12 protein-coding genes are annotated in these 23220 nt (G+C 55.2%); 7 read left to right on the top strand and 5 right to left on the bottom strand.

The features are described 5' to 3' along the window. Nucleotides 1-262: 262 nt before the first annotated feature. The gene (locus tag HG15A2_RS10630) at nt 263-1891 is read left to right on the top strand and encodes an HD-GYP domain-containing protein (RefSeq protein ID WP_218932481.1); all 1629 of its coding nucleotides are present in this window, start codon (nt 263-265) and stop codon (nt 1889-1891) included. A gap of 281 nt (nt 1892-2172) precedes the next feature. Continuing rightward, a complete protein-coding gene (locus HG15A2_RS10625) occupies nt 2173-3711 on the top strand; it encodes an MFS transporter (protein ID WP_246117936.1) in 1539 nt (512 codons plus the stop codon). Nucleotides 3712-3807: 96 nt separating this feature from the next. Here the strand turns inward: HG15A2_RS10625 and hydA are convergent, their stop codons facing one another. Then, complete coding sequence (gene hydA / locus HG15A2_RS10620) at nt 3808-5187, bottom strand: dihydropyrimidinase (protein ID WP_145060226.1); 1380 nt, start codon at nt 5185-5187, stop codon at nt 3808-3810. Nucleotides 5188-5468: 281 nt separating this feature from the next. Then, nucleotides 5469-10217, bottom strand: a complete 4749-nt coding sequence (locus HG15A2_RS10615; RefSeq protein WP_145060225.1) for a S8 family serine peptidase — start codon at nt 10215-10217, stop codon at nt 5469-5471. 758 nt (nt 10218-10975) lie between these two features. Between HG15A2_RS10615 and HG15A2_RS10610 the strand changes: the two genes are divergently transcribed. From HG15A2_RS10610 to HG15A2_RS10595, 4 genes are all read left to right on the top strand, one after another. Beyond that, nucleotides 10976-12247 carry a BBP7 family outer membrane beta-barrel protein gene (locus tag HG15A2_RS10610; RefSeq protein WP_145060224.1) on the top strand — a complete coding sequence of 424 codons (1272 nt, stop codon included), beginning with the start codon at nt 10976-10978 and terminating at the stop codon, nt 12245-12247. Nucleotides 12248-12535: 288 nt separating this feature from the next. Next, the gene (hflX, locus tag HG15A2_RS10605) at nt 12536-13909 is read left to right on the top strand and encodes a GTPase HflX (RefSeq protein ID WP_145060222.1); all 1374 of its coding nucleotides are present in this window, start codon (nt 12536-12538) and stop codon (nt 13907-13909) included. Between the two features lie 9 nt (nt 13910-13918). Then, on the top strand, nt 13919-14761 hold the full coding sequence (locus HG15A2_RS10600) for an SDR family oxidoreductase (RefSeq protein ID WP_145060220.1): 843 nt from the start codon (nt 13919-13921) through the stop codon (nt 14759-14761). Beyond that, complete coding sequence (locus tag HG15A2_RS10595; protein ID WP_145060218.1) at nt 14758-15483, top strand: RluA family pseudouridine synthase; 726 nt, start codon at nt 14758-14760, stop codon at nt 15481-15483. The genes HG15A2_RS10600 and HG15A2_RS10595 overlap by 4 nt, the downstream gene beginning before the upstream one ends. 8 nt (nt 15484-15491) lie before the next feature. Here the strand turns inward: HG15A2_RS10595 and HG15A2_RS10590 are convergent, their stop codons facing one another. Together HG15A2_RS10590 and HG15A2_RS10585 are read right to left on the bottom strand one after the other, a co-directional pair. After that, on the bottom strand, nt 15492-17024 hold the full coding sequence (locus tag HG15A2_RS10590) for a hypothetical protein (protein WP_145060217.1): 1533 nt from the start codon (nt 17022-17024) through the stop codon (nt 15492-15494). Further along, the gene (locus HG15A2_RS10585; protein WP_246117935.1) at nt 17021-18103 is read right to left on the bottom strand and encodes a glycosyltransferase family 2 protein; all 1083 of its coding nucleotides are present in this window, start codon (nt 18101-18103) and stop codon (nt 17021-17023) included. The genes HG15A2_RS10590 and HG15A2_RS10585 overlap by 4 nt, the downstream gene beginning before the upstream one ends. Nucleotides 18104-18302: 199 nt before the next feature. On the opposite strand from HG15A2_RS10585, the gene HG15A2_RS10580 reads away from it, so the two are divergent. After that, on the top strand, nt 18303-19580 hold the full coding sequence (locus tag HG15A2_RS10580; RefSeq protein ID WP_218932480.1) for an AI-2E family transporter: 1278 nt from the start codon (nt 18303-18305) through the stop codon (nt 19578-19580). 59 nt (nt 19581-19639) lie between these two features. Here HG15A2_RS10580 and HG15A2_RS10575 read toward each other — a convergent pair whose 3' ends face one another. Beyond that, nucleotides 19640-23122 carry an ATP-binding protein gene (locus HG15A2_RS10575; protein WP_145060213.1) on the bottom strand — a complete coding sequence of 1161 codons (3483 nt, stop codon included), beginning with the start codon at nt 23120-23122 and terminating at the stop codon, nt 19640-19642. Nucleotides 23123-23220 lie beyond the last annotated feature (98 nt).

Below are 23220 nucleotides of genomic sequence, written 5' to 3'. Positions count from 1 at the left end.
CAATGCGGAGCGAAGGCCCCAAGCGCCTACCATTTGCCGAAAAATGCTTCTATTGCCCAATCAGATCGAAGGGGTTGCTCATCACAAGACAAAGGATCGCTATAACCTGCACAAGGGGCCGCTCTGGCTACCCCCTCGTCGAAAGTTCAGGTTGCCCTTGCATGAGTTCCTGACGCTGTTTTTCGAGCTAACTTTTAACTGGGTGATCAACTCCACAGGAGAGTTGACGCTAGCACACCGACTCCTGAACAGAGATTTCCCCATGAATTTGTCATCCCCGCCAGAAACCACTAACTCTAAAGACAGCCCAGCGATTGTTGCGCTCCACGAGCTGCAATCAGCTACCGGAGTCGCATGGAATCTGTGGACTCGCATTGCTGCTAGCAAATGGGTTGAATCAAATAGCTCCGACGATTGTGAACTGGACGAAGCCCACTCGGCTCGGATGGCTTTTCATCCGACATGCTTCGACCTGTTTGAGAAAGCTTTTGGAGAACAGTCTATCCAGAGTGAACAGTCGGACCCTAACCAATGGTGGGTCGTGTCGCCGTTGCTAGGTCCCTACGGTAATTTACATTCGGTTGCCATAACAACTGTTTCGGGCGACCAAAGAGAATCGATAACCAAGTTAGCCTCGTTATCGCTCAACTACCAACGCGAGAAACTGAGAGCCGAGCAATTAGAATCAGAGAACGCTCAGTTCGCCCAACAAGTAGGCGACGATTTTGAAGAAATGACTTTTCTACGCACGATGGCCGATAGTCTAGCTGTGGGTGACACCTCATTAGGGATTAAAGAGGTGGTCACGCGGTCCTTCGAAATGTTGCATGGCATTCTCGGTGCTGAGATCCTGTGCTTTGTAGAATTGGACGAGGCCGGTCAACCCAAATCAAGCATCCGCCAGACAGACGATACCGAGCATGCTCAAGTCAGCCAAGACGCTTGTGATGTGCTTGCGCAAAGATTCTGTTCACAGGTCACTTCCGGACCTCTCGTACGGAACGATCTCATCCACCAGACTGAAGAAGAAGCCCAGGGCACTTCCCAACAATTGCTGATCGTCCCTGTGCAAACTAGCGTCAGACAATTTGGCTGGTTCATGGCAATCAACCGCGGCCCTGGTTTCACGCAGCATGGCAAAGCCCCCTTATTGTGCGCCAGCCTGCACGAATTTGGCACGTGGGAAGCCTCGCTGCTGAGCACTGCTGCCTCGGTGATTGCCTCACACGCTTCCAATCTCGAACACTTGCGAGAGAAAGGGCAACTGTTGGTCAGTGTGGTTCGCTCGCTAGTCTCCGCGGTCGAAGCCAAAGACGCTTACACTTGCGGCCATAGTGAACGGGTCGCTCTCTACACCAAGCGACTTGCTCAGCACCTCAGTTATGATGAGGAATCCACCGAGCGCATATACCTCACCGGTCTGCTCCACGATGTCGGCAAAATCGGCGTTAGCGATGCTACGCTTAACAAGGCAGGTTCCCTAACACGCGAAGAATTTGGAGAAATCCAAGAGCACCCCGATTATGGTTGGTCAATCCTGTGCGAACTTCGCCAGTTGGCTTACGTGTTGCCGGGAGTGTTGCATCACCATGAGCGGTTCGACGGCGCTGGCTACCCCGACGGACTCAGCGGCCACGACATTCCGTTGGACGCTCGCATCATGGCTGTCGCAGATGCCTATGACGCCATGACCAGCGATCGCGCGTATCGCGCCGGCATGCCTCACGAAAAGGCAGTAGGAATCCTTACCGATGGTGCTGGAACCCAGTGGGATCCGGAGATCGTGTCTTCTTTCTTGGAGATCGTCAACGATTTCGTGAAAATCCGTCAGCAATACCAACCACATCAACGGCGTGTGCGGACCGGCAGCGCGATTGTTTACCAGGATTAGGTCGCTCAGGGAAAACGAGGTTTTCCCCTCAAAGACCATGCAATCGGCACTGCTCGCCACAGGAAGCAGGTTGGGTGAGTGTTTCTAAAGCCTCAAGCGATCGCTTGAGGCCTAGCTAAGTGTTTCGCTTGTCTAGCTCACTGGTTATAACTGTGCTTAGCTAGCATTGCTCATTTCGCTGGTGCAACTCTGCCACGGTGCTTGAAGCCTCTCATCATAGGCTTTGAGGTGGGAGAACCCTGTCGGCTACATTCTCTACCGATGCCTCTTCTGGAGACAACATGATCGAAAATCGCAAGAAATTACTAATTGCTGGGTTTCTTACACTCATCGCAGCAGGACTTGGGTTTGGCGTGCGGACCGGTCTGCTCGCGGTTTGGTCGAAAACCTACGGGTTTACTTTCACCGAACTCGGGGCAATCACCGGCGGCGGACTCCTCGGTTTCGGTTTAATCATTCTTATCGCCGGATTTCTGATTGATGCGCTGGGCTATAAAAAGCTACTGATCATCGCCCTGTTCTGCCACGTGGTTTCTGCGGTGATGCTGTTCTTCGCAACACCGATTTTCAATTCAGCTGGTCGCGATGCAACCTACTACATTCTGTACTGCTCGATGTTCATCTTCGCAGTGGGCAACGGCATTTGCGAAGCGGTCATCAACCCACTCGTCGCGACGCTTTACCCCAAAGAAAAGACGCACTACTTGAACATCTTGCACGCAGGCTGGCCCGGCGGGCTAGTGCTTGGTGGGCTTGTCGCTTTACTAGCGGGAAGCATCCAGTGGGAACTACTTATGGCGACGTTCTTGATTCCTTCGTTGCTCTATGGCTACATCACACTAACAGAGCAGTTCCCAGAAACGGAAGCTCAAAAGGGAACGATCTCTTACGGCGATATGTTCGTCAATTGCGTCACTCCCTTCTTTATCTTCTTGCTACTCGTACAAGCCATGGTCGGCTACGTGGAGTTGGGCACCGATAGCTGGATCTCGAAAATTACCGGCAGCATTTTGGCCAATGCCAAGTATGGGGGCATGTTGTTCATCTACACTTCCATGCTAATGTTCGTATTGAGATTTTTTGCTGGCCCCATCGTACACCGAATTTCATCCCTCGGTTTGCTGCTTCTAAGTGCCTGTTTAGGCGCTCTGGGCCTTTACTTGATCAGCAATGCACAAGGCTTGGGCTACATGCTCCTGGCCGTCACCGTCTATGCACTTGGTAAGACTTTCCTGTGGCCCACGATGCTTGGTGTTGTTGGCGAGCAGTACCCTCGAAGTGCAACTGTCGCGATGGCATTGCTAGGTTTTGCTGGGATGACTTCCGCCGGTGCCCTCGGCGGACCTGGCATCGGCTATAAGCAAGATCGCTATGCCTCCGAGAAGCTACAAGAGATTTCGGAACCTACTTTCCAGAGGTACCAAGCCGACGAAGAAAATGGTTTCCTGATTTTCAAGCCAATTCGAGGCCTTGATGGGCAGAAGGTGGGGGTAGTACTCGACAAGAGCGAAGCGGGCCAGCGCGGAGTCGCTCTAGCCCGTGATAAAGAAATCGCCCAGCAAGCCGAGGTTTGGGAGACCGACACCTTCAAGCAAAAGCGAGAGCTAGACGACTGGTGGCAGGCAAATCAGCAATTTGCCGCTGAAGATGCGGAACATGTTGATACCGCTGGCCTCCATGGTAGTCGCATGGCCATCCGCCTCACGGCACTCATTCCCGCGACTATGGCCGTGTGTTATCTGCTGATGATCCTCGGCTTTAGGGCCAAGGGCGGTTATCGTCACGCGGAAGAGGGCGAGCCGGAAGCGACACCTCAGTAGGGCATCGAACATAGAACATCGGAATGTCACGGAGGACATTCCCTACAGGTTTCTGTTCCGATGCCCCCAGTAGCCCAGCTGAACTTTCCGATAAACCTAGAAGTGAGTCGGCTCACGAGTCAGGAACTCGCCGGTTCCTGGCTCGCCGACAAATTTTCCGTCCCGCACTTTTACCGTGCCGCGGAGTAGCACGTGCTCCACACCCCCCTGCTGCTGCCAACCTTCGAAGGCGCTGTAATCGACCGCCATTTGGTGAGTCGCCTGAGAGATCTCTCGCTGTGCGTTGGGATCAAAGATCACAACGTCCGCATCGCTGCCCACCGCGATTGTCCCCTTACGCGGATAGAGCCCAAATAGCTTGGCAGCCTGGGTGCTGGCGGAATCGACGAACGTATTGAGATCAATTCGCCCTTTGCCAACTCCCTCGGAGTACAACACCTCAACGCGGTTCTCGATCGAAGGAATTCCGTTGGGGATCTTCGTGAAGTCGTCGCGGCCCATCTCCTTTTGGCCTTGGAAGTTGAACGGCGCGTGATCGGTTCCTACGGTGCTTACGAGTCGCGAACGCAGCGCATTCCACATCGCCTCTTGGTGGCGAGCCTCGCGCAGTGGTGGAGACATTACGAACTTCGCACCTTCAAAGCCTGGGAGTTCCGCGTAACTTCTGTCGAATACCAAATGCGGTAGAACCACTTCCACCCACACGTTTACATCGCGAAGCTGCGCGGTCTGCACGGCTTCGAGTGCGTCGCTGCAAGAAGTGTGAACGCAATACACGTGGGCACCGGTAGTCTCGGCATACGTCATCAGTCGGCCGACGCCTTCCGCTTCGATGTAAGTGGGCCGCGAGGGTTCATGCCACTCGGGGCCCGTTTTCCCCTGGCCGATGAGTTCCGCTTGACGCTTGGCTATCAGTTCTGCATTCTCGCAGTGGGCAGTCACGATTAGGCCGTACTGCTTGGCGAACGTGAGCGTTTCGTACAGTTCTTCTTCCGAGAGCGAGAAGGCCCCCTTATAAGCTAGAAAAACTTTCAGCGACGCGACGCCCCGCTTGACGATCTCTTCGAACTGCTTGCGAGTTTCCTGGTCGAAGCGCGACACCCCCATGTGAAAGGTGTAGTCACAGGACGACGTCTGGGCTTTCTCCAGCCACAGCTCGAAGGCTTCCAGCGGCTGCTCGTTGTTGGCTGGGCAGCACATTTCTATGAATGTCGTCGTGCCGCCCACTAGCGCCGCGCGACTAGCCGTTTCGTGCGTATCGGCTGCCTGCGTGCCCATGAATGGCAAGTACACATGCACATGCGGGTCGATGAATCCTGGGAACACATACTTGCCCGTTGCGTCAATGCGCTCGACCCCATCAGGAGCCTCTAGTGCGGGACCGACTGCGGTGATCGTTTCGCCCTCGACTAAGACATCGCCAAAAAAATCGTCTGTCGCAGTGATGATACGACCGCCAGTGATCAAATAGTTCATTGCGTGCCCTAAGGTTTATAGACGGATGGCTGAGGCTAGAACAAATCCCAACTCGCGGTAGCAGCTCGACAAACCGGGCGAGCCGTAGCTCGCGGGCTATTTCAGCAAAGGATCGCTACAGCAGGCTCAGAACGCCTTAAAGCAATTAAATCACTTCGGCGCGCTCGTGAGAATGATCCAGTCCACAAAAAAAAAGACCGCGTGACGATTTGATGCGTCACGCGGCCCGGTTTTTAGAACCAAGAATCGGAATACCACTGAGGGCATTCTCTTCAGCTAGACTATATCTGACGCCAATTAAACCCATCAGCCAGGGCGGCAAAAAGCGATTCACGTGTCGATTCCTCTTCACGCCCATCGACTTCCATCAATTCGCGATCAGCCAGGCGACGGGTGCGGCGTTCAAGTCGCTCGAAGATCGCATCACGACGCTCTGAACCGAGGTCATCAATGTCGATCGAGTGGCTCACGGTCGTGTCAACCGAAGCGTGCGAGCGAATCTCCTCAGACAGCTTTCGAGCGAATCGGCCACCCTCTGCGGCAACACGTCTAGCAAGCGATGTGAAGTTGCGGCCCTGAGATTGCTGGGGCGTTACCTCGTCAAGAGAATCTTCCGCGGCTGGTGCCTGCTCAGCAGGGCTGCTCGCACCCATACTGCGGGCACCCAATCCCTGAGCGCCGACGGACTGGCTGCCTCCACCCACGCTGCTACTTGAGACGGATGTTTCGAGTGGCTGGAATGGCCCGCTACTCAGCGGAGCCGTTGCTGCTGCCACGGACGCGGAACCTTGGTTCGATTGCCCGTAGTCCTGGTGCCACAGCGCCAAATCGATTTGATCGACATCGGCATCGCCATCAGCATCGCCATCGGTATGCTGTGCTGGAGTTGCCGTGTTGCCAACTTGCCACATGAGGAAGTCGAACCCATCGACATCGCCGTCTTCTTCAAAGTCGGAACTCATTTCGGTCGACAGTGGCAATGCCGCAGGAGCACGCATCAGAGCGTAGTCCTCAACCTCGCCTGTCGCGGCAAAACCGGTCACGCTGTTGATGCCAAATTCGCCATAGCGGAATCGTGCATAGAGCAGTTCCACTGCGCTATCTGGGATTTCGACACCCAGAATATTGGCACCGGCAACTAACGGACGGTTCGTAAATACACGCTCGCTAACACCATCGACGATGTCGTCGAAGTCGCGATCGCCATTGAAGTCGATCCAGCCCTGCAAGTAGCCACCATTGAAGCTGGCTGTGGCAGTTACGGTCGAAGTCTGGCCTGCGATGATGGTGCCGAAGACAATTCCGTCCTCGTCGTCGGTTGTGGTGAGATCGTCCCCGTCGGCTCCAAGTGTTGGGTTGCCGTCGAGTTCGCCATCGCGCTGGGCACCTAGATAAAACGTAGAGCTGAGTACGTGTCGCGGGCCATCCTGAGAACTCAAGGTCGGGTAAAACTCGCTAGGCAAATCGCCCCAATCAAGGTACGCCTGGTTGCGAACGCCAAACTTATTGCCGGCGTCAACAGTGCCTGCGGTAAGCGTCACGAGATGTTCGTCGGACGTTGGCGTGGTAATATCAAAGCCACCTGGAGTCACAAGACGAATCGCGTGAGTGCCGGGTTCCAAGCTTGGGAAAAGGAACCCGCCGCCAAGGCCCGTCGTCACCTGAGAGTCTCCCGCAGTAAGCGTATTGCTATTATCAGCATCAACGTAAACGACGACTGACGCAACACCACCTTCGGTGGTGTCTTGAACGCCGTTGCCGTTAAAGTCTTCAAACACGATGCCAGAGATCGCACCAGGAGCATTGGGGTCGGGGTCACCACCGCCACCATCACCGCCACCATCACCACCACCATCACCGCCACCATCACCACCGCCACCGCCACCGCCAGGTGTACCCGGTGTTACGACGGCAAAGTTCACTCCGATTTCAACATCTGATTGCGTGAGGAAAAGAGACTGCTCGCCGCTGACCGGTGCAAAATGCTCCCAAGGTCCATCGATGATCAATCCAACATCGTAGAAGCCATCAACCAAGTCAGAAAGCATGAACGAATAATCGCCATTCGCATCGGTGAAATCGACCGGATCAAGTCCTGCGTCATACACGTCATTTTGATTTGCATCGAAGTAGACGATTTGGTCGGCCAGACCTACATCGGCGCCGTCTTTTGTTCCATTCGCATCGGAATCTAGGAACACGTTACCGCTTACCGAAAAACCGGGAGCTGGCAAATCGACGCCCGGATCAAGCGTAAAGTATCCTTCTCCTAATCGATCGCCGACAGCGTCAATAGTGAAGGTGCCCAGCGGCGAATCCATGATCGTGACACCAGCATCAAGCGAACTGGTATCGATCCTCAGCTCGTATTCGCCTGGTGCGAGGTCGAAGTAGAAGTTGCCGTCGTAACCCGTCTGGAAAAACGGTTCGTAGATGTCACGAATGTCGTTGTCGCCAAGACCACCGACCAATTCTGCGTAAACGATCACTCCTTCAGCGAAGAGTTCTTGATCGGGATTGGTGGCAAATATCATTTCGTCGGTGAACGGGTCCGTAGCCTCAATCCGACGGTCGAAATTATCGAACGTGCCATCGCGATTCTCATCCAATCCAACGGCACCCGATATCCGGCCTGATTCTAAAATCGACGAACCGTGAAACGCGTAGCTATAACTAAAATCGCCCGCAGCTTCGCTGTAATTCTCGACAACTAACTGCCAAGACTTAGCATCACCGGTGTCCGGGTCTATGATCTGATCAGAACGTTCGCCCCAGTGACGATTAGTGCTGAGAGTCCAGCTATTGAAATTGCCAGGTGAGGTACCAGGAGGGATCAACGGGGTAGTACCCATATCATTGGGATGCGACCTGCTCCCCCCTAGCGTACTGAAATCATTCAATTCAGAATGCGTACCATCAGGTGAAACCAAAGCGATGCGTAGCAGATTGGGGTCGATGCTTGAGGTGACCGATACCTCCACCCATTCCACGGACATCAAGTTGGTGTCGGGCACAAAGATTGGGTTCGCTGAAGGGCCCCGCTGTGACGATGCGGGGAAGTCGTCGGCACCGGGGTCCGGCGGATCGGTTCCGAGCTGAAAGGTTCCTAAATACCACTCGGGAACAATTTCTTGGCTGTTTGCTCCACCGGGAATGAAGATATTGCCGGTATCGTTGCCGAGGGTTACGCCTGCTTGTACCGGGAAGGAACCTCCCCCTGTGTAAGTTCGTTCGCTAACTTGGTTACCAACAGTTCGCCAATTACTTGCCAGTTCAACTGCCAAAGATGCATTGACCAGACCGTGGGCATAACCACTCTCAGCGAATGCATTTCGATCGTGACTTACGGTGTAACCGGCACCTGTCGCAAACAGATTATCTGGCTTAGGAGTCGACGTGACCTGAAGTGGAAAATCATCGGTGTCTTCGGGGTCACGAAACACTTCAATTTCGTTCACTTTCCAACTGCCGTCCGTCCGATTTACTTCCGAGGCACTTCTGATGAGAATGTGCTGCACGTCACGGTAAGAAAGATTAGGATTTGCTTCCAACATAAGAGCAATGACGCCCGAAACGATTGGGGCAGAGGCTGATGTGCCGTTAAAACCAGTCGTGTAATCCAGATCCTCGAAGAAATCGTTATCGGTCTCCAGGTCGTCGATGATCGCGCCCGGTACTGTGTTGTAACCCGCTTCTCCAGTCAGGTCCGTTGTCGTAAGGCCAGCACCCAACAGGCCACCAACGCCGTCGTCCCGATCGCGCAAAATGTTTTGCGGGTTGGAACCTGTGGGTGCCACTACGAGAACCGAAGGTCCTATTTCCGGGTAGTTTGTTGATGTGCCGTCGAGATTGGCCTCGGTGCCATCGTGGTCAATACCGCCCACGCTAATCGTATACCGCGAGTTGGCGTACCCGTCGTAGTTGGAAGAGTCCCTACTAGGGCCACCGTTGCCAGACGCCCACACGTGAATTGTGCCGAGTCCGCCTCGACCAAAGAAGACCGAATTCCGCAACGCCGCAGTTGCCAGTGGTCCTGGACCTTCCGTCAGGCGAGTCGCATCGCTTGGGCCCCAACTGTTGTTGTAAATATCGATTTCTTGTGGCAAGTGATATAATGCTTGCCCCTGTGTAAAGTCCGATTGATTGCCGCCCAAGAGACGCAAACCGGCCAAACTCGCTTCGTAGGCCACGCCGGTGATACCAATACCATTGTCGCCGACCCCCGCAGCAAGACCTCCCACGGCGGTCCCGTGTCCATCGCCATTCGGCACGAGCGCGGGCGAGGGGTTGGTATCGTTTTGAACGAAGTCGAAGCTTAGTCCGGGGGCGATATTGGCAGCGAGATCGGGGTGCAAGATTTGAAGCCCGTCGTCCACAATTCCAATGACGACACCATCACCAGTGATACCTGACTCCCAAGCTTCCTCGATATTGATATCTATGTCGGGAGTGGCGTAGATAAATTGGAAGTCGGGATTGCCGATCTGTTGACCAAAATTTATCAAGTGCCATTGCTTCTCAAGATAGGGATCGTTCGGCAGCGCTCGCTGCTGACCGCCTTTAGCAATATCGGGATAGAAGTAGCGGACCGATGAGGAATCACTCAGGGTATCAACCACGCCCGATGCATCCGCATCGCCACGCGTTACAAGGAAACCACCATCAACGCCAACCGCATCGGTGACGACCGTCAGTCCTGTCTCCGCTTCCAACTGCCCAGCGGTGGTTCCTGCAATTGCAAGTACTACCCAGTTCTCTGCCTCGCTCAGTTGACCCTGTGCGTATTGATCCAGATCAGCTGCTGCTTGGAAAGAACTGGCCACCTCAGCGTTGATCTTCGAAATCACATCAGCGGCAAGCTGATCTTGCACATCAACCGCCGAAGCAGCTGAGAGGACTCGGCGTTCTTCGAGTGTCTCGAAGCCCAGGCGGCGCTGCTTTTGCTTGCGACTCACGCCGGTGGGGCGTCGCTTGCCGTTGCGACGGGAAGGGGACTGCCCACGATGCGAATTTGGATTGTGACCGTACACACTTACCTCTTAAAGAAAATGAATATGTTCCGTAGTAGGATTCCCCAACCAGAACTTCGGCCTAGCAAAGCTCTGGGGAAATCAAAAGCGGCGGATGAGGATACATAGGCTTATCTGCCTGAGCTCCCCTCCACCTACCTCACCCCTCAACTAGCATCATTCCACCACGATGCCCATTCTGAGAACGCTGCGGCTCCTCTGGGTGAACTTCGTGAACCGAAGCCACAGTCGGAAAGGCAGCATTTTCGTTGTGGATTTTTGTCAAAAGGAGCCTTGTGCTGCTCAATCTAATAACTCATTGCCCCAACGCTTGCACAAGAGCCCATTATCACCATCGATATTAGTCACGAGTAGCAAATCCGTCAAATATTGTGTCAATTCGCTAACCGATCCCAGTCGCCGGAGATCCTACATGGGATCCTACATGGCGCTGGGCCGGACAGTAGCCGACTTGTCACGCGTGTTGACTTGTGACTCCTGTTAAGGGGTGCGGATTCGGCGAAAACTGATTGTTATGACGGAAATACTGGTTCTCTGCCCTGGTTCGGTCCGATAAATCCACCGAAGCTCAATCTTTTTGCCTCCCGGCGGCAATTGCCCTGTACTAGGAACCCCTGGTCCAGGAAGTCGCTAGGTGGTGAGAGTTGCCCTTCAGCGGGCACTCCGCTGAGGCGGGAGCTAAAGAAACGACTTAGTAATCCTCGTACGGCTCTATTTGAGCCCTACGTTGCAACAATCTAGTGCCGGGGGACGGTTCGATGATGAAGCGAAGCACGCTGCTGCTCACTGGAGCAGCATTATTGGTTTTCTCTACCACGACCGTGGCTCACGGGCAACGTCCGGGACAGCCGAGCACCATGGGCTACGGCCCAGGCCAGGGACCGCAGGTCCCGATGATGGCCGCCTCGCCACTGGCGGGTGGACCGAATGCCGCAGTGGGCAGCCAGTTCGTAGACGCCCATGGCAAGCCGATCATTCTCCAAACCAACTATTGCCAGGGCGGTGACTGTTACGGCGGAGGGGGTGGCTATGGAGATGGCGCGCCTTGCGGCCCAGGAATGGGAGACGGTGTGTACGCCGACTTCGGCGGATACGGTGAAGACCAAATCGGGCCTCACTACTTCGACTTCAGCGTTGATGCGATTTTCCTTCTTCCCGAAGAAAGATTCAACAATGCACCGGCTCTCACAGCAGTGGGCATTGGACCTGCTTCACCTCGGTTAAATAGCCTCAACCAGATGTCCACCGACTACGAGCCCGGATTCCGTGTGGCCGGACGACTGGACCTCGGCCCTCTGTCGGTCTTCGAAGCGACTTACATGGGGTTGGAAGATATCGCAGTAAGTAACCGGCTGGTCTCCACCGATATCACCCTAGCTTTGCTGGGAGTATCCACCCCAGACTTCTTGTTCACGCCCGCTTCGGCAGACGCCAGCGCCGTTCTGATTCCAGAACTCGACGCGGCAGAAGTGCATACGGTCGACTACCAGTCGGAACTCCATAGCACCGAGCTAAGTTATCGTCGCTACTGGGTCGGGTACCGTCCACGATTCAGCGGCACCTACTTGCTTGGTTTCCGCTACGTTCGCACGACTGAAGATCTGGCTTTCACTGCTTCTGGCACCACGGCCGGTGGGCAAGTCACTTGGGAAAGCGAGAATGACCTCGTTGGAGCCCAAGCCGGTGGAGATATGTGGATTGGACTTCGCCAGGGACTAAGATTTGGAATCGACTCCAAAGCAGGCATCTATAATAACCGCTACAAGTTTAATAACGCGACTAACTTTGGAGGTGGTTCGACTACCTCTGAAGGAAACCAAGTTGCCTTCGTGGGCGACCTGAGTGCCCAACTAGTAGCTGATATTTGGCCAAGCGTTTCGCTAAAGACCGGTTACCAAGTGCTGTATATGAGCAGCCTGGTGAACGTGGCGAATAACATCGACTCGGTGGACTTGATCACCAACAGCGTCAATACGCAAGGCGACGCGCTGTACCACGGCTTCAACGCTGGAATCGAATACGTTTGGTGAGCTCCGAATAGCGAACGCGAAGGCCCAAGAAGCTAGACCCCAAAAGGGAGGATCGCGAACCCTACACAGGAACTGTCTGTCCTGTTGGGAAGCCTACCTAGTGACGCGTAATAAGAGCCTAGCACCCCAGGCTCTTGCGGCGCCTCTCATGGGCATCCTGTGCCGAATCCGTCAAACCGCTAGGTTCTACGGCCTGGGTATGTCTATAATAGGGCTTTTGCCAACGACCTGCCCCGGCACACTGCCGGCGGTTCGTTTCATTCGCGATAGGAGAGCAACTCAACCCTCGTGTCTACTACGATTGATCGCAACCAAAGCGTCGAAAGTGAATCGGCCATTCTCGTGGGCGTCCTTCTGCCCGAGCACCCGCCTACTGAAGATCCTCTTGAGGAGCTAGGCGGGCTTGTGGAAACCGCCGGGGCGGAAATCGTCGGGCGGCTCACACAGAATCGCCAGGCGCCTGACAAGACCACTTATCTCGGGAGTGGCAAGGTCGAGGACCTCGGGCTGATCGTCAAGGCGACCGACGCCGATGTGGTGATATTCGACAACGACCTGTCGCCAGCCCAAGTGCGCAACTTGGAAGAAGCTCTTGGAGTGAAGGTACTGGATCGCACCGAGGTGATCCTCGATATCTTTTCCAGCCGCGCGCAGACGCACGAAGCCCGCCTCGCTGTCGAGCTAGCCCAATTGGAATACTCGCTGCCACGCTTGAAGCGCATGTGGACTCACCTATCGCGCATGAAAATGGGCGTAGGCATGCGTGGTCCTGGTGAAAAACAATTAGAAACAGACCGCCGCTTGGTCGAAAAACGCATCAGCGATCTCAAACGCGATCTCGACCAAATTCTCAAACGTAAAGAACGTGAAGTCGGCGCTCGTAAAGACCGCATGACCGTCTCGCTGGTTGGTTACACGAACGCCGGCAAGAGCACCTTGATGAACGCCCTGACGGACAGCACCGTGCTGGCTGAAGACAAGCTCTTTGCCACGCTCGACACGCGCACCCGTCGGTGGCGACTACCTGGCTGGGGACCCGTGCTCCTGAGCGACACGGTTGGGTTCATCAAGAACCTTCCTCATAGGTTGATCGCCAGCTTTAAGGCCACGCTCGAAGAGGCACGTCAGGCGGATCTGCTAATACATGTAGCCGATGCCAGCAACCCAGCCGTGAGCGAGCAAATTTCAGCCGTCTACGGTGTGCTGAAAGAACTGCAGATCGAAGAGAAAGACACACTACTGGTTCTCAACAAGGTCGATCAAGTAGCCAGCCCAATGGCACTGGAAGCGATTCGCAATCGCTACCCCAATGCGGTCGCAATCAGCGCGCGCGGCGGCACGGGGCTCACCGAGATGGCTCAAGCAGTCAGTGAAGCTATTAGTTCCGACTTCCTGGATCTAGAGATCGTACTACCGGTTAGTGATGGCCGTACAACGGCGTTTCTCGCCAAGTTTGGCGATGTGAAAAGCCAAACGTATTCCGAAGAAAACACCACGGTACATTGCCGCCTTGATCGGAAGTACCTGGGCCAGCTTGAGGATACACCGGGCATTGAGATTCGCCAGCGTAATGAGTGCGTGGGTAAGGAGAACTCGGACGTTGCTGGTACGGCTGCTAAGCCGCAAGCGGCCGGTGGTGACGCCATTGGGGAGGTCGCCTAGCCGGCCGCTATGCTGCAGCGATTGATTGCTGATAGCCGGGTTATTCTCACGGGCGCGTCTAGCGGAATAGGCGCCGCGCTCGCCCGCGCACTTGCCAAAGAGCGAGCCCGCCTGATTCTGGTTGCTCGCCGCCACGACCGGCTAGAACAGCTAGCCGAGGAATGTGAAGCCGATTCAACGACTAGCATTGATTTAGTGGTCGGCGATGTGACCGACCCCAAGCTCCGAGAGCGAGCCATTGCTACCGCCCAAGCACGCTGGGGTGGCCTCGATCTGTTGATCAACAACGCAGGCGTAAGCGCCCACGGTAAGTTTGAAGATAATGCCAGCGAGACTTTCCGCCAGATCATGGAGGTCAATCTGTTCGCCGCGGCAGAACTCACTCGATTGGCCGTGCCGCTACTACGCATAGGGCGCACTCCTGCGATCGTTAATGTCAGTTCGATCCTCGGGCATCGCGGGGCGCCGCTCAACAGCGAGTACTCCGCTAGTAAATTCGCCCTCCGCGGCTGGAGCGAAGCACTGCGGGCAGAACTCGCCAGCGATGGAATCGACGTGATGCTCGTGAGTCCAGGTACAACCGATACGCCATTTTTTGACCATCTGCTTGAGAAACAAGCCAAACTACCCTGGGGTAGTTCGAAGGGAATACCGCCTGAGGCGGTTGCAGCGCAAATCGTAACTGCGTTGCGAAGGCGCAGGCGTGAGATATTCCCAAACTGGCGAGGGCGACTACTCGTTACGGCCAATCGTCTGGCACCGGGGCTTGTGGATCGAATCATGAAGAAATACGGTCGTGCAGCCGCAGGATCTAATGCCATAGAAGCGGGCACCGAGGACACGGCCCGGTGAGCACTCTAGAAATACTCTACGAAGATGGCCCCTGTTTGATTGTGAACAAGCCCAGCGGCTTGCTGACTCAAGCGCCCCGTGGAATCGATAGCCTGGAACTGCTGATTGCCGACCACTATCGTCGGCGTGATAAAAAAACAGCAGAAGAGAAAATCTATGTAGGACTTGTACACCGGCTCGATCGCCCCGTGTCTGGCGCTATCGCATTCACACGCCACGTCCGAGCCGCTCGGAAGTTGGCCAAGCAGTTTCAAGAGCGCACCGTCAGCAAAACCTACTGGGCCTGCGTCGCCGGAACAGTCGCTGACGACGAAGGTACCTGGACCGATTACCTTCACAAACGGCACGGTATGGCCCAGGCGGAAGTCGTCACTGAAGATCACCCCGCGGCTAAGCATGCCGTGCTGCACTATCGCGTGAGGCATCGCGGTACGGACTGGACATGGCTAGAGATCGAACTCGAAACAGGCCGCACCCACCAGATCCGCATTCAAGCCGCTTCGCGTGGTCACGCAGTGGTGGGGGATTCTCAATACGGCAGCGAGCAACCCTTTGGACCGCCTGAGCTAGAAATGCGAGATCGCCCGATAGCTCTACACGCACGGGAGCTTGGGTTCACGCATCCGATGAATGACGATCCGCTGCACTTTACGGCCCCGCTGCCGGTGACTTGGGGGCAGTTTCAATTCTCGGAGTTCGATCAAAACATTAGCCACAAGTGACGCGGATATCACGAGTTGAGCCAGACTTCGATCCAAGGCCGCGACCAGGGGTTCCACGTCGGGTAGCTGGCCGAGAGTACCGAGAGAGCCAGCAGTAGGCATGCCAGTGCCCTGCCCCATCGTGAAACCGATAGACGGTCGGCCGCGGGTACCATCGCCACCAACCACAGCGGGGCAAACCAAAACATCCAGCGGAAACCACTAGTCATGCCACCATAATTGCGATCTTCTTGCGGGCGCAAGCCCAAGTAGAACACCAGACAGATGAGCGAGAGTGCTGCAATGCCGGCGGCCATTTGCTTTTGCTGAAGAGTGCCCCCAGTGAGCCAAATCGCTAGGCCAGTAAGCGTCATCAGCCAAACTGGCGTAAGCGAAAAGATGCCGTGATGCCCCACGAGCGCGTGAAAAGCATAAGTGGCTTTAGACGGTTCGCCGATATCGACGCCCTTAGGGTTCTGCCAATAGCTTTCTATTTGCTTCCCCTCGACCGTGTACGTGTAAGCGTACCAGTTGTCTTCCGGGTCGGTGTCGCTGCGATGCATGTAGGGAGGTCGCAAGCTATTGTGCGCGACGTAATTCGTTGCGAAGAAGGCAACGACCACTACGACTGCGGCTGGCAGGAAACCTTTGAACCAGGCCAGTCGATCTTTGAAGAACAACGCCAAGCCTGCGAGCGCGAAGAACGAGAGGGCGGGCAATTCATTGGTAGCAGTGAATGCCGCTGCTAGTCCGCATAGGGCATACCAACGGATGCGATGATTGCCCTCATTCTCATTCTCGGCGAACCAGATTTGAACAAAGGCATACAAAGCTATCGCTGTGCTAACGGCCCCGATCGTGTGGTTATTCATCACAACAGCAAACGTCGTGAGCATCGTGCCAAGACACGCGCACGCCATAACGAAGATGCGACCCCAATCAGTTTGGCCGAATCGATCGACGAGTTTGGCCAGCAGATACATCATCAGTGCGAAAGGTAGAATATTCACTGTGAGGAGAATAGCCCGACCCACGTGGTAAGGTTTCTCTTCGAGCGTCCAGCCAGTGAGCTTTTGCAATAACCAGTATTCGCCTGCAATTATCGTGTAGAGCAGCGGCGGTTTGCTCGAATAGAGATGCAGTTCACCGTCGCTACCGCGGTGCTGGACCATGTCGATCGAGTTCCAACGCTTGCGGTCGACAATCTCGTCGATCTCGTACGTGCCGTGGTCTACCAACGCACGGATCGCTAGCCAACGGCTTCGATCGTTGCTGCTCAAGAAAGGAAACTGCCTAGCCTCTTCTGCCTCGATCTGGGGACGCTCAGCGCTCAGGCGTTCTTGCACAGCATCTTCGACAAGGCCTTGCGCACGGAGTCGTTCTTCGAGTGATCGCATGCGAAGCTGGATGAACTTGTGCTCGCTATCTGCACGGTTTTCGGAATTAACCGCTAACAGCCGGCCTGTCATGCTGCCAACGGCCAACGCAATGAGAATGAAGTACACTCCCCAGCGGAGCTTTTGCGTGGGATCGTCGCCCACGGCAAGTTGGCTGCCACTCATTCGTTGCTGCCTTCACTAGGAGTTCCTTCGTCGCCAACTACTTCCGGCGCCGGCCGTGCACGAATATTGCGCTGCGGGGCCGTGTGCTGCGAGATCGAGAAAGCGTCGCGCTCGCGTGAAACGAGCGACGCGATCATTTCCGCCACGAAGCCAATCGCCAGTAGTTGCGTACCAAGCAAGACTCCCACCAGCGAATAGTACAATGCTGCTGTCTCGTGCAAATGAATCGGCTCGTATCCGGGCAGTCGCGACACACACCAAGCAATCGCTAAGTAAGTCATACCCAATCCACCAATCATCAGGGCCAGCAGCCCCAGTGAACCAAGCCAGTGCTGGGGACGTTGGCCAAATCGGGTAATGAATTGTACGGTCATCAAGTCGAGCAGGCCTTTGGGAATGCGCTCGATACCGTACTTAGAAACGCCATGAGTGCGCGGGCGATGTTCCACGGGCGTCTCTCCCACTTTGAAACCGCGGGCAGCGGCCAGCACAGGAATGAAGCGGTGCAGCTCACCGTACAAGCGGATCTCGTGGATCAAATCGCGCCGGAAGGCCTTGAAGCCACAATTGTGGTCGTGCAACTTTACGCCCGTAAGCCAGCCCACCAGTGAGTTAAACACCCGCGAAGGCCAACGCTTGTGCCAAGGATCGTGCCGCTCGGCCTTCCAGCCGCTGATCACGTCGAAAGCTTCTTCACCATCGAGCTTGGCGAGCAGCCGCGGAATTTCGGCTGGTTTGTCCTGTAGGTCGGCATCCATCATGACGATGATTTCGCCCTCAGCCGCATCGAAGCCTGCACTCAGTGCAGCCGCTTTGCCGAAGTTGCGTCGAAACCGAATACCCAACACGCGACGATCCTGTGTGGCGATTTCCTCGATTTCTTTCCAGGAACTATCGGTCGAGCCGTCGTCGATGTAAATGACTTGCAGCAAGTAGCCGTTCTGCCCAGCTACGGCATCGATTTCTTGATGCAATTGCTTGAGAGTCGGTGCTTCATTGAGCACCGGGATCACGATACTAAGCAGTGGCGAAACTGGGGGCGGCAGCACTGGGGACATAGGCTTGTCTGGTTGATTCAAGTGACCGGCTCCAAGGTGGGGAGAATAATAGGAGCTATTGGTGGGGCGTCTGATCCCATTATATCAGAACGAAGTTGGCAGAGGTTAGCGCCGAAACCAGAAATACGACTTCGGAGGAGCTTCCCAGCCGCTTACAATGCCCGCAAACCCGTCGCATCCCGTTCAAACAACGCCAGATTCCCCCACCAGGACTATTGCCGTGCCCAGAGTCGTGTCTTTCATTGTGTTGGTCGCCATCCTGCTCTTAATCGGCTCGATGTTCTTTCGTGTCATGCTGCAATTCGTAGTGCCGTTGTTCTTAGCTTCCGTTTTAGTGGTGGTGTTTAAGCCGCTCCATGAATGGATTCAGAAGCGTCTTCCGGGCAAACCCAAGGTTGCTGCGCTCGCAACAACTGCAGTGATCCTCGTTTCGGTGCTCGGCCCGGCAACCTGGCTGGGAATGAACAGCTATCGGGAATTCAACGACCAGTGGGGCTTCTTGATCGAACGTGATCATGAGGCTCCTGAGGCGACAAAGCAGCGCAATGAACTGATTGCTATGCTCGAAGAACGTGGCGGGCACCTCTTAGACTGGTACAAAGAAACCCTTGGGCAACCACTCGACACGAAGAAACTACTCCCGCAGGTGAGTTTCTGGGGTTTGGGAACCATCACTAGTGGCCTCCATCTGGTGATCAGCTTGCTATTCGGAGTGGCGATCATGGTTCTCGCCCTCTACTACTTCCTCGTGGATGGCGACGCCATGATCGAAACGCTAATGCGTCTCTCTCCATTGGACGACGACTACGAGCGAGAACTGCTCGATAAGTTCGCCAATGTAAGTCGTGCCGTTGTTTTGGCTTCCCTACTGTCGGCAGTCGCTCAAGGCATTCTAGCCGGTATCGGCTACTACTTTGTACTCGACACAGACGCCCCCGTATTTTTGCTTACGGCTGCCACGATGGCGTTGGCAATCGTTCCTTTTGTGGGTGCCGCCGCCGTATGGCTGCCGACTTGTCTATGGCTCTACTTCATAGACGAACGCCTTGGCGCAGCCGTCGGTTTGGGCATTTATGGGGCGGCAATTGTCTCCAGTGCCGACAACCTCGTGAAGCCTTACGTGCTGCACGGACAGTCGAATCTCCACCCGCTGCTGGCCCTGTTGAGCGTGCTGGGCGGCGTGCAAGTCCTAGGGCCGATCGGCATCCTCGTCGGTCCCATGCTAGTCGCCTTCATCCAAGCACTCTTAAACATGCTCAACAAAGAGCTGCGGCTCATGAGCAACGAACCGAACAAGCAAGAGTCTGAATATCTCGCGGCTAACCCTGCCGTGGCCGTCCAAGCCGAGGCTGCCGCTTTTGAGGCCGATGCCCTGCTCGGTTCGCTCGGTAGGAATAAACACGAAACGAAGAAAGAGCCGGATCAAGCAACGGGAACTCAGCAGCCACCTGCAAAGCAGGTTCCCAAGGGGAAGAAGAAGCGACGGGGCAAGAAGTAGCTCAGGCCTCCTGGCCTGGGTAGCGTTGTTAATCAACTTAGGCCAGGAGGCCTGAACTACTACGCCTGCCGGTATCGCCGATCACTACTTCGTTCATCGTTGATTATATATGCCAGCGCGTTGTCTTGCTCGCGAGGCTCCTCAACAGGCTCGATATCGAAGGTGTACTCATGGAATTCTGAAGTTCTGGGAAGCACTTCGGTTTCATAGTCCTCACGGGTAACCTCTACACGTTCTTCGACCAAGCGTTCAACAAAGGGATACTCGTAGAGGTTGTCGGGCTCTTCAGCTTCGGCCTCTTCATAGACCGGTTCCTCAACTTCGACTACTACTTCTTCGACAACAGGTTCAGTCTTTGGCTTGCGACGTTTTTTGCGTTTTGGCTTAGGTGCTTCAATGACCTCAACCTCTTCAATGACAGGTGCAATCACTTCCGGTTGCCCACGACGCGTTGGCAAACGACGACAATCGGCGTCGAGGCTCTTGAACATTTCCCACATGTGCTCGTGGCACGTAAAAATCAGCAGCTGGTGACCGCCCGCGGCGAACTCGCAAAGCACTTCCGCGGCTCGTTTGGCGCGAATGGCGTCGAAATTCACCAGTACATCGTCAAGCACCATAGGCAAATTCACACCTCGCCGAGCAAAGTTGGCCACAAGTGCCATTCGAACGCTTAGGAACAATTGCTCTCGCGTGCCACGGCTCAGAACATCCACGGGCAGCGATTCCCCCTCATTGGTTTCTACGAGCAAGATATCGTTCGCCAGTGGCGTCCAAATCCGATTGTACTGCCCGCCGGTGAGCTCGCTCATGTACTTGCTCGCTTCGGCGAGGGTTTCCGGCTGGTGCTCCGTTTCGTATTGGGCGCGGATGCGTTCGAGGATGCGGTTCACGGCGGCATGCTCACGCCAGCTTTGGCGGGCAGCTGCAAGCTTGTGTTCCACAAGGCTGAGATCGAGCTGGCACTCGGCCAGTGATTGGTCCTTTGCCAATTCGTCTTGCTCGCGTTTGAGGGCACCTCGCTGCTCGGATAGTTCCGTAAGCTCTTCCTGCAAGGTGTCTAACTCGGCAGTCATTTCTTCCCATGATTGATCCAACCGTCCGATCGAGTCCGGAGCTAGCATCGTGGCGAAGCTGTCTTCCGTATCGTGCCGTCCGATGGCGGCAGTGATCTCGCGGGAGATGGCATCTCTCTTTCGCTTCAACTCGGCCGCTTTTTCCTGCTCTGCGGCCAGACGACGAAACTCTTGTTCGTCAGCACAGTCAGCACTTTGGAAGAGTGCTGTCTTGCGTCGCTTCAAGCCAACAATTGTGCGACGATGCTTGCCCTCCTCTGCCTTGAGTTCTTTGGCACGCTCACGCAGTTGTTCGCGTTGCTCAACAGCAGCCAACTGTTTGCGACGGGCACCCATCAGCGAATCAAGCCGACTGAGCGAATCGACATCCTCGGAAAGGACTTCGAGGCCAACCTCTTCAGAAATTTCGTCGATACGTCGCAACAGCGATGCATGTTCCCGAGCGCGTGCGGCTGCGTCCTCGCGACGGTATCTGGCTCGCGATTCCAGCTCGCTGAGCTGGCTGTAGCGATCAGTCACTTTCATCAATTGCTGCGGATCGAGCGACTCTGGCAAGCCCATCGCAGTGACCGTACTTTTCCAGTTAGCAAGCACGCCGTCGAGCTCGCGTTTGGTTTGGCGAACTCGCGTTTCCGCTTCGGCCGCTTCGTTGCCGGCAACTTTGCGTTGAGCCTCCACGGGCAACACGCTTTCGAGTTCTTCCAAGTGGCGTTCGGCGGCTTGCATACGCAAGACCACCGAGCCGTCGGTCAGAGGTAGCTCGGCATCGAGCTGCTCCTTCTCCGCTTCGGTATCGGCAATCTGTCGAGTGAGGACTTCCATCTGCCTTTGGCATTGGTCGAGCTTGTCAGCAGCTGCCTCTTCGGTGAAGAATTTGAAAACCCAGCTGAAAAATCCACCAGCAACCCCAAGCAGTGCCAATAGTCCGCCGAATTTACCGAAAGGTGATTCGGGCACCAAGACCCGGATGCTAATGAACAAGGCACCAATTACAAACGATGCCAATAGCCAGTTGAATGTGGCAAGCGGCAGGACCTGATCGTCGAGCAACTCTTGGCCCTGGTGTTCTAGCTCTTGTTCGTGCTGACGTGCCTGCTCAAGTCGTTGCTCGACTTGTAAACGCTTGCGGAGCTTGGCGACCAAGTCGCTCGCTTCTTGCAAGTCCATCGGCAAGCCGTGCTGCTCGCCACCCACGATGGCCGACTCAATTTGCGTCCTAAGCGATTGTTCGTTCGCTGTGAGGTTTTCCATGTGACGCTGGGCCGCTTCGTACTTCTTTTGAATCACACGGATCGATTCAATCTGCGGCTGCAGGCTTTCGAGATCCTCTTCACTGATTTCACGCAGTGAACTTCCCCGAGACATGCCAAGAGTATCGCTAAGGCGTTGCTGCTCATTCTTCACTCGGCCTTCGTACTGCTCCGCCTGCTTCTCCAAATCGTCTATCTGTCGACCGAGCGATTCCAGCCAGTCTCGCTGCTCGCCCAAGGCATCGATACGGCAGCAGTTGCGCACGATCGCTTCATTGATTCCAAGGCGTTCGGACTCGTCGCGCAACTGGTGACGCTGCCCTTGTAGAATGTCCGCCTGGCGTTGGTGCTGTTCGGTCTTGCTGGTGAGGGCGTCGAGACGATCCAATGCATCGTCTGCGAGGTTGACTCGACCGGAAAATGCGGCGAGCTGGTCGTTGTACTTCTCACGACGGCGCCAGTTTTCCTTGAGACCTACCGCAATTTCAATCGTGCGAGCGCGACGTTCACAATCTCTCACCTTGTCGGTAGCGGCATCAATTTGGCCATCGAGTTCCGAGACTTTGACCGCCATTTGTGACCACTGGCGGTTTTGTTGAGTCAGACGATCGATCTCCGAACGCAATTTATCACGCTTTGTGGTGAGCTTGATTATCTTCGATGGGTTTTTACTTTTATTAGCCGAAAGCAAGCTGCGACGGGTCTGGCGCAGTTCCTGGATAACGTCGTAAAGACTTACGCGGTCCAGTCCCGAGGTAAGCCGGTACAACCATTGGGCGGCATGCGTGTCGCTGAGCGTACCAAGTTCTTGAATCTCGCGCAGGCCGATCGCGAACACATTGTTGTAGGTTTTCTCGTCGATATCGGCGAGCGACTCACGCAGCAGACGATCGCCACCCTCAGTACCGTCAGGCGTCTTGCAAATCACACGTCCGACGTCCTCATCGCCGCGATCTGCATAGCGAGAAGCACGAAATACGTCATCCGTATCCGTAATGCCAAGCGTACCACCGGCCCGTCCGCCATCAATCGGCGGCAGATAGCGAGCCCTTCGCTTTGAGGAAACACCGTAGAGCACCGATCGCACAAAGTGCATGACCGTGGTCTTGCCAGCTTCGTTCGCACCGTAGAATGCCGTAACGCGTTGTGACAAATTATTGAGCTTCAGGTCGTGCCAGACACCAAAGCCATCAATTTCCAGATCGGTAATTTTCATAACAAGTGACTCAATTGTGTAGCGATAATTTTCTGTGTCGCTGTATTTGATTCAGGATTTCGAGAAGAGTTTCGTTAGCCGCCGACCTTGGTCGACGC

Origin of the sequence: Adhaeretor mobilis (genome assembly GCF_007741515.1) — a bacterium.
GTDB classification, from domain to species: Bacteria; Planctomycetota; Planctomycetia; order Pirellulales; family Lacipirellulaceae; genus Adhaeretor; species Adhaeretor mobilis.
Note: the sequence above shows the minus strand (reverse complement) of the source record. Positions and strands in the feature narration are given on the sequence as shown.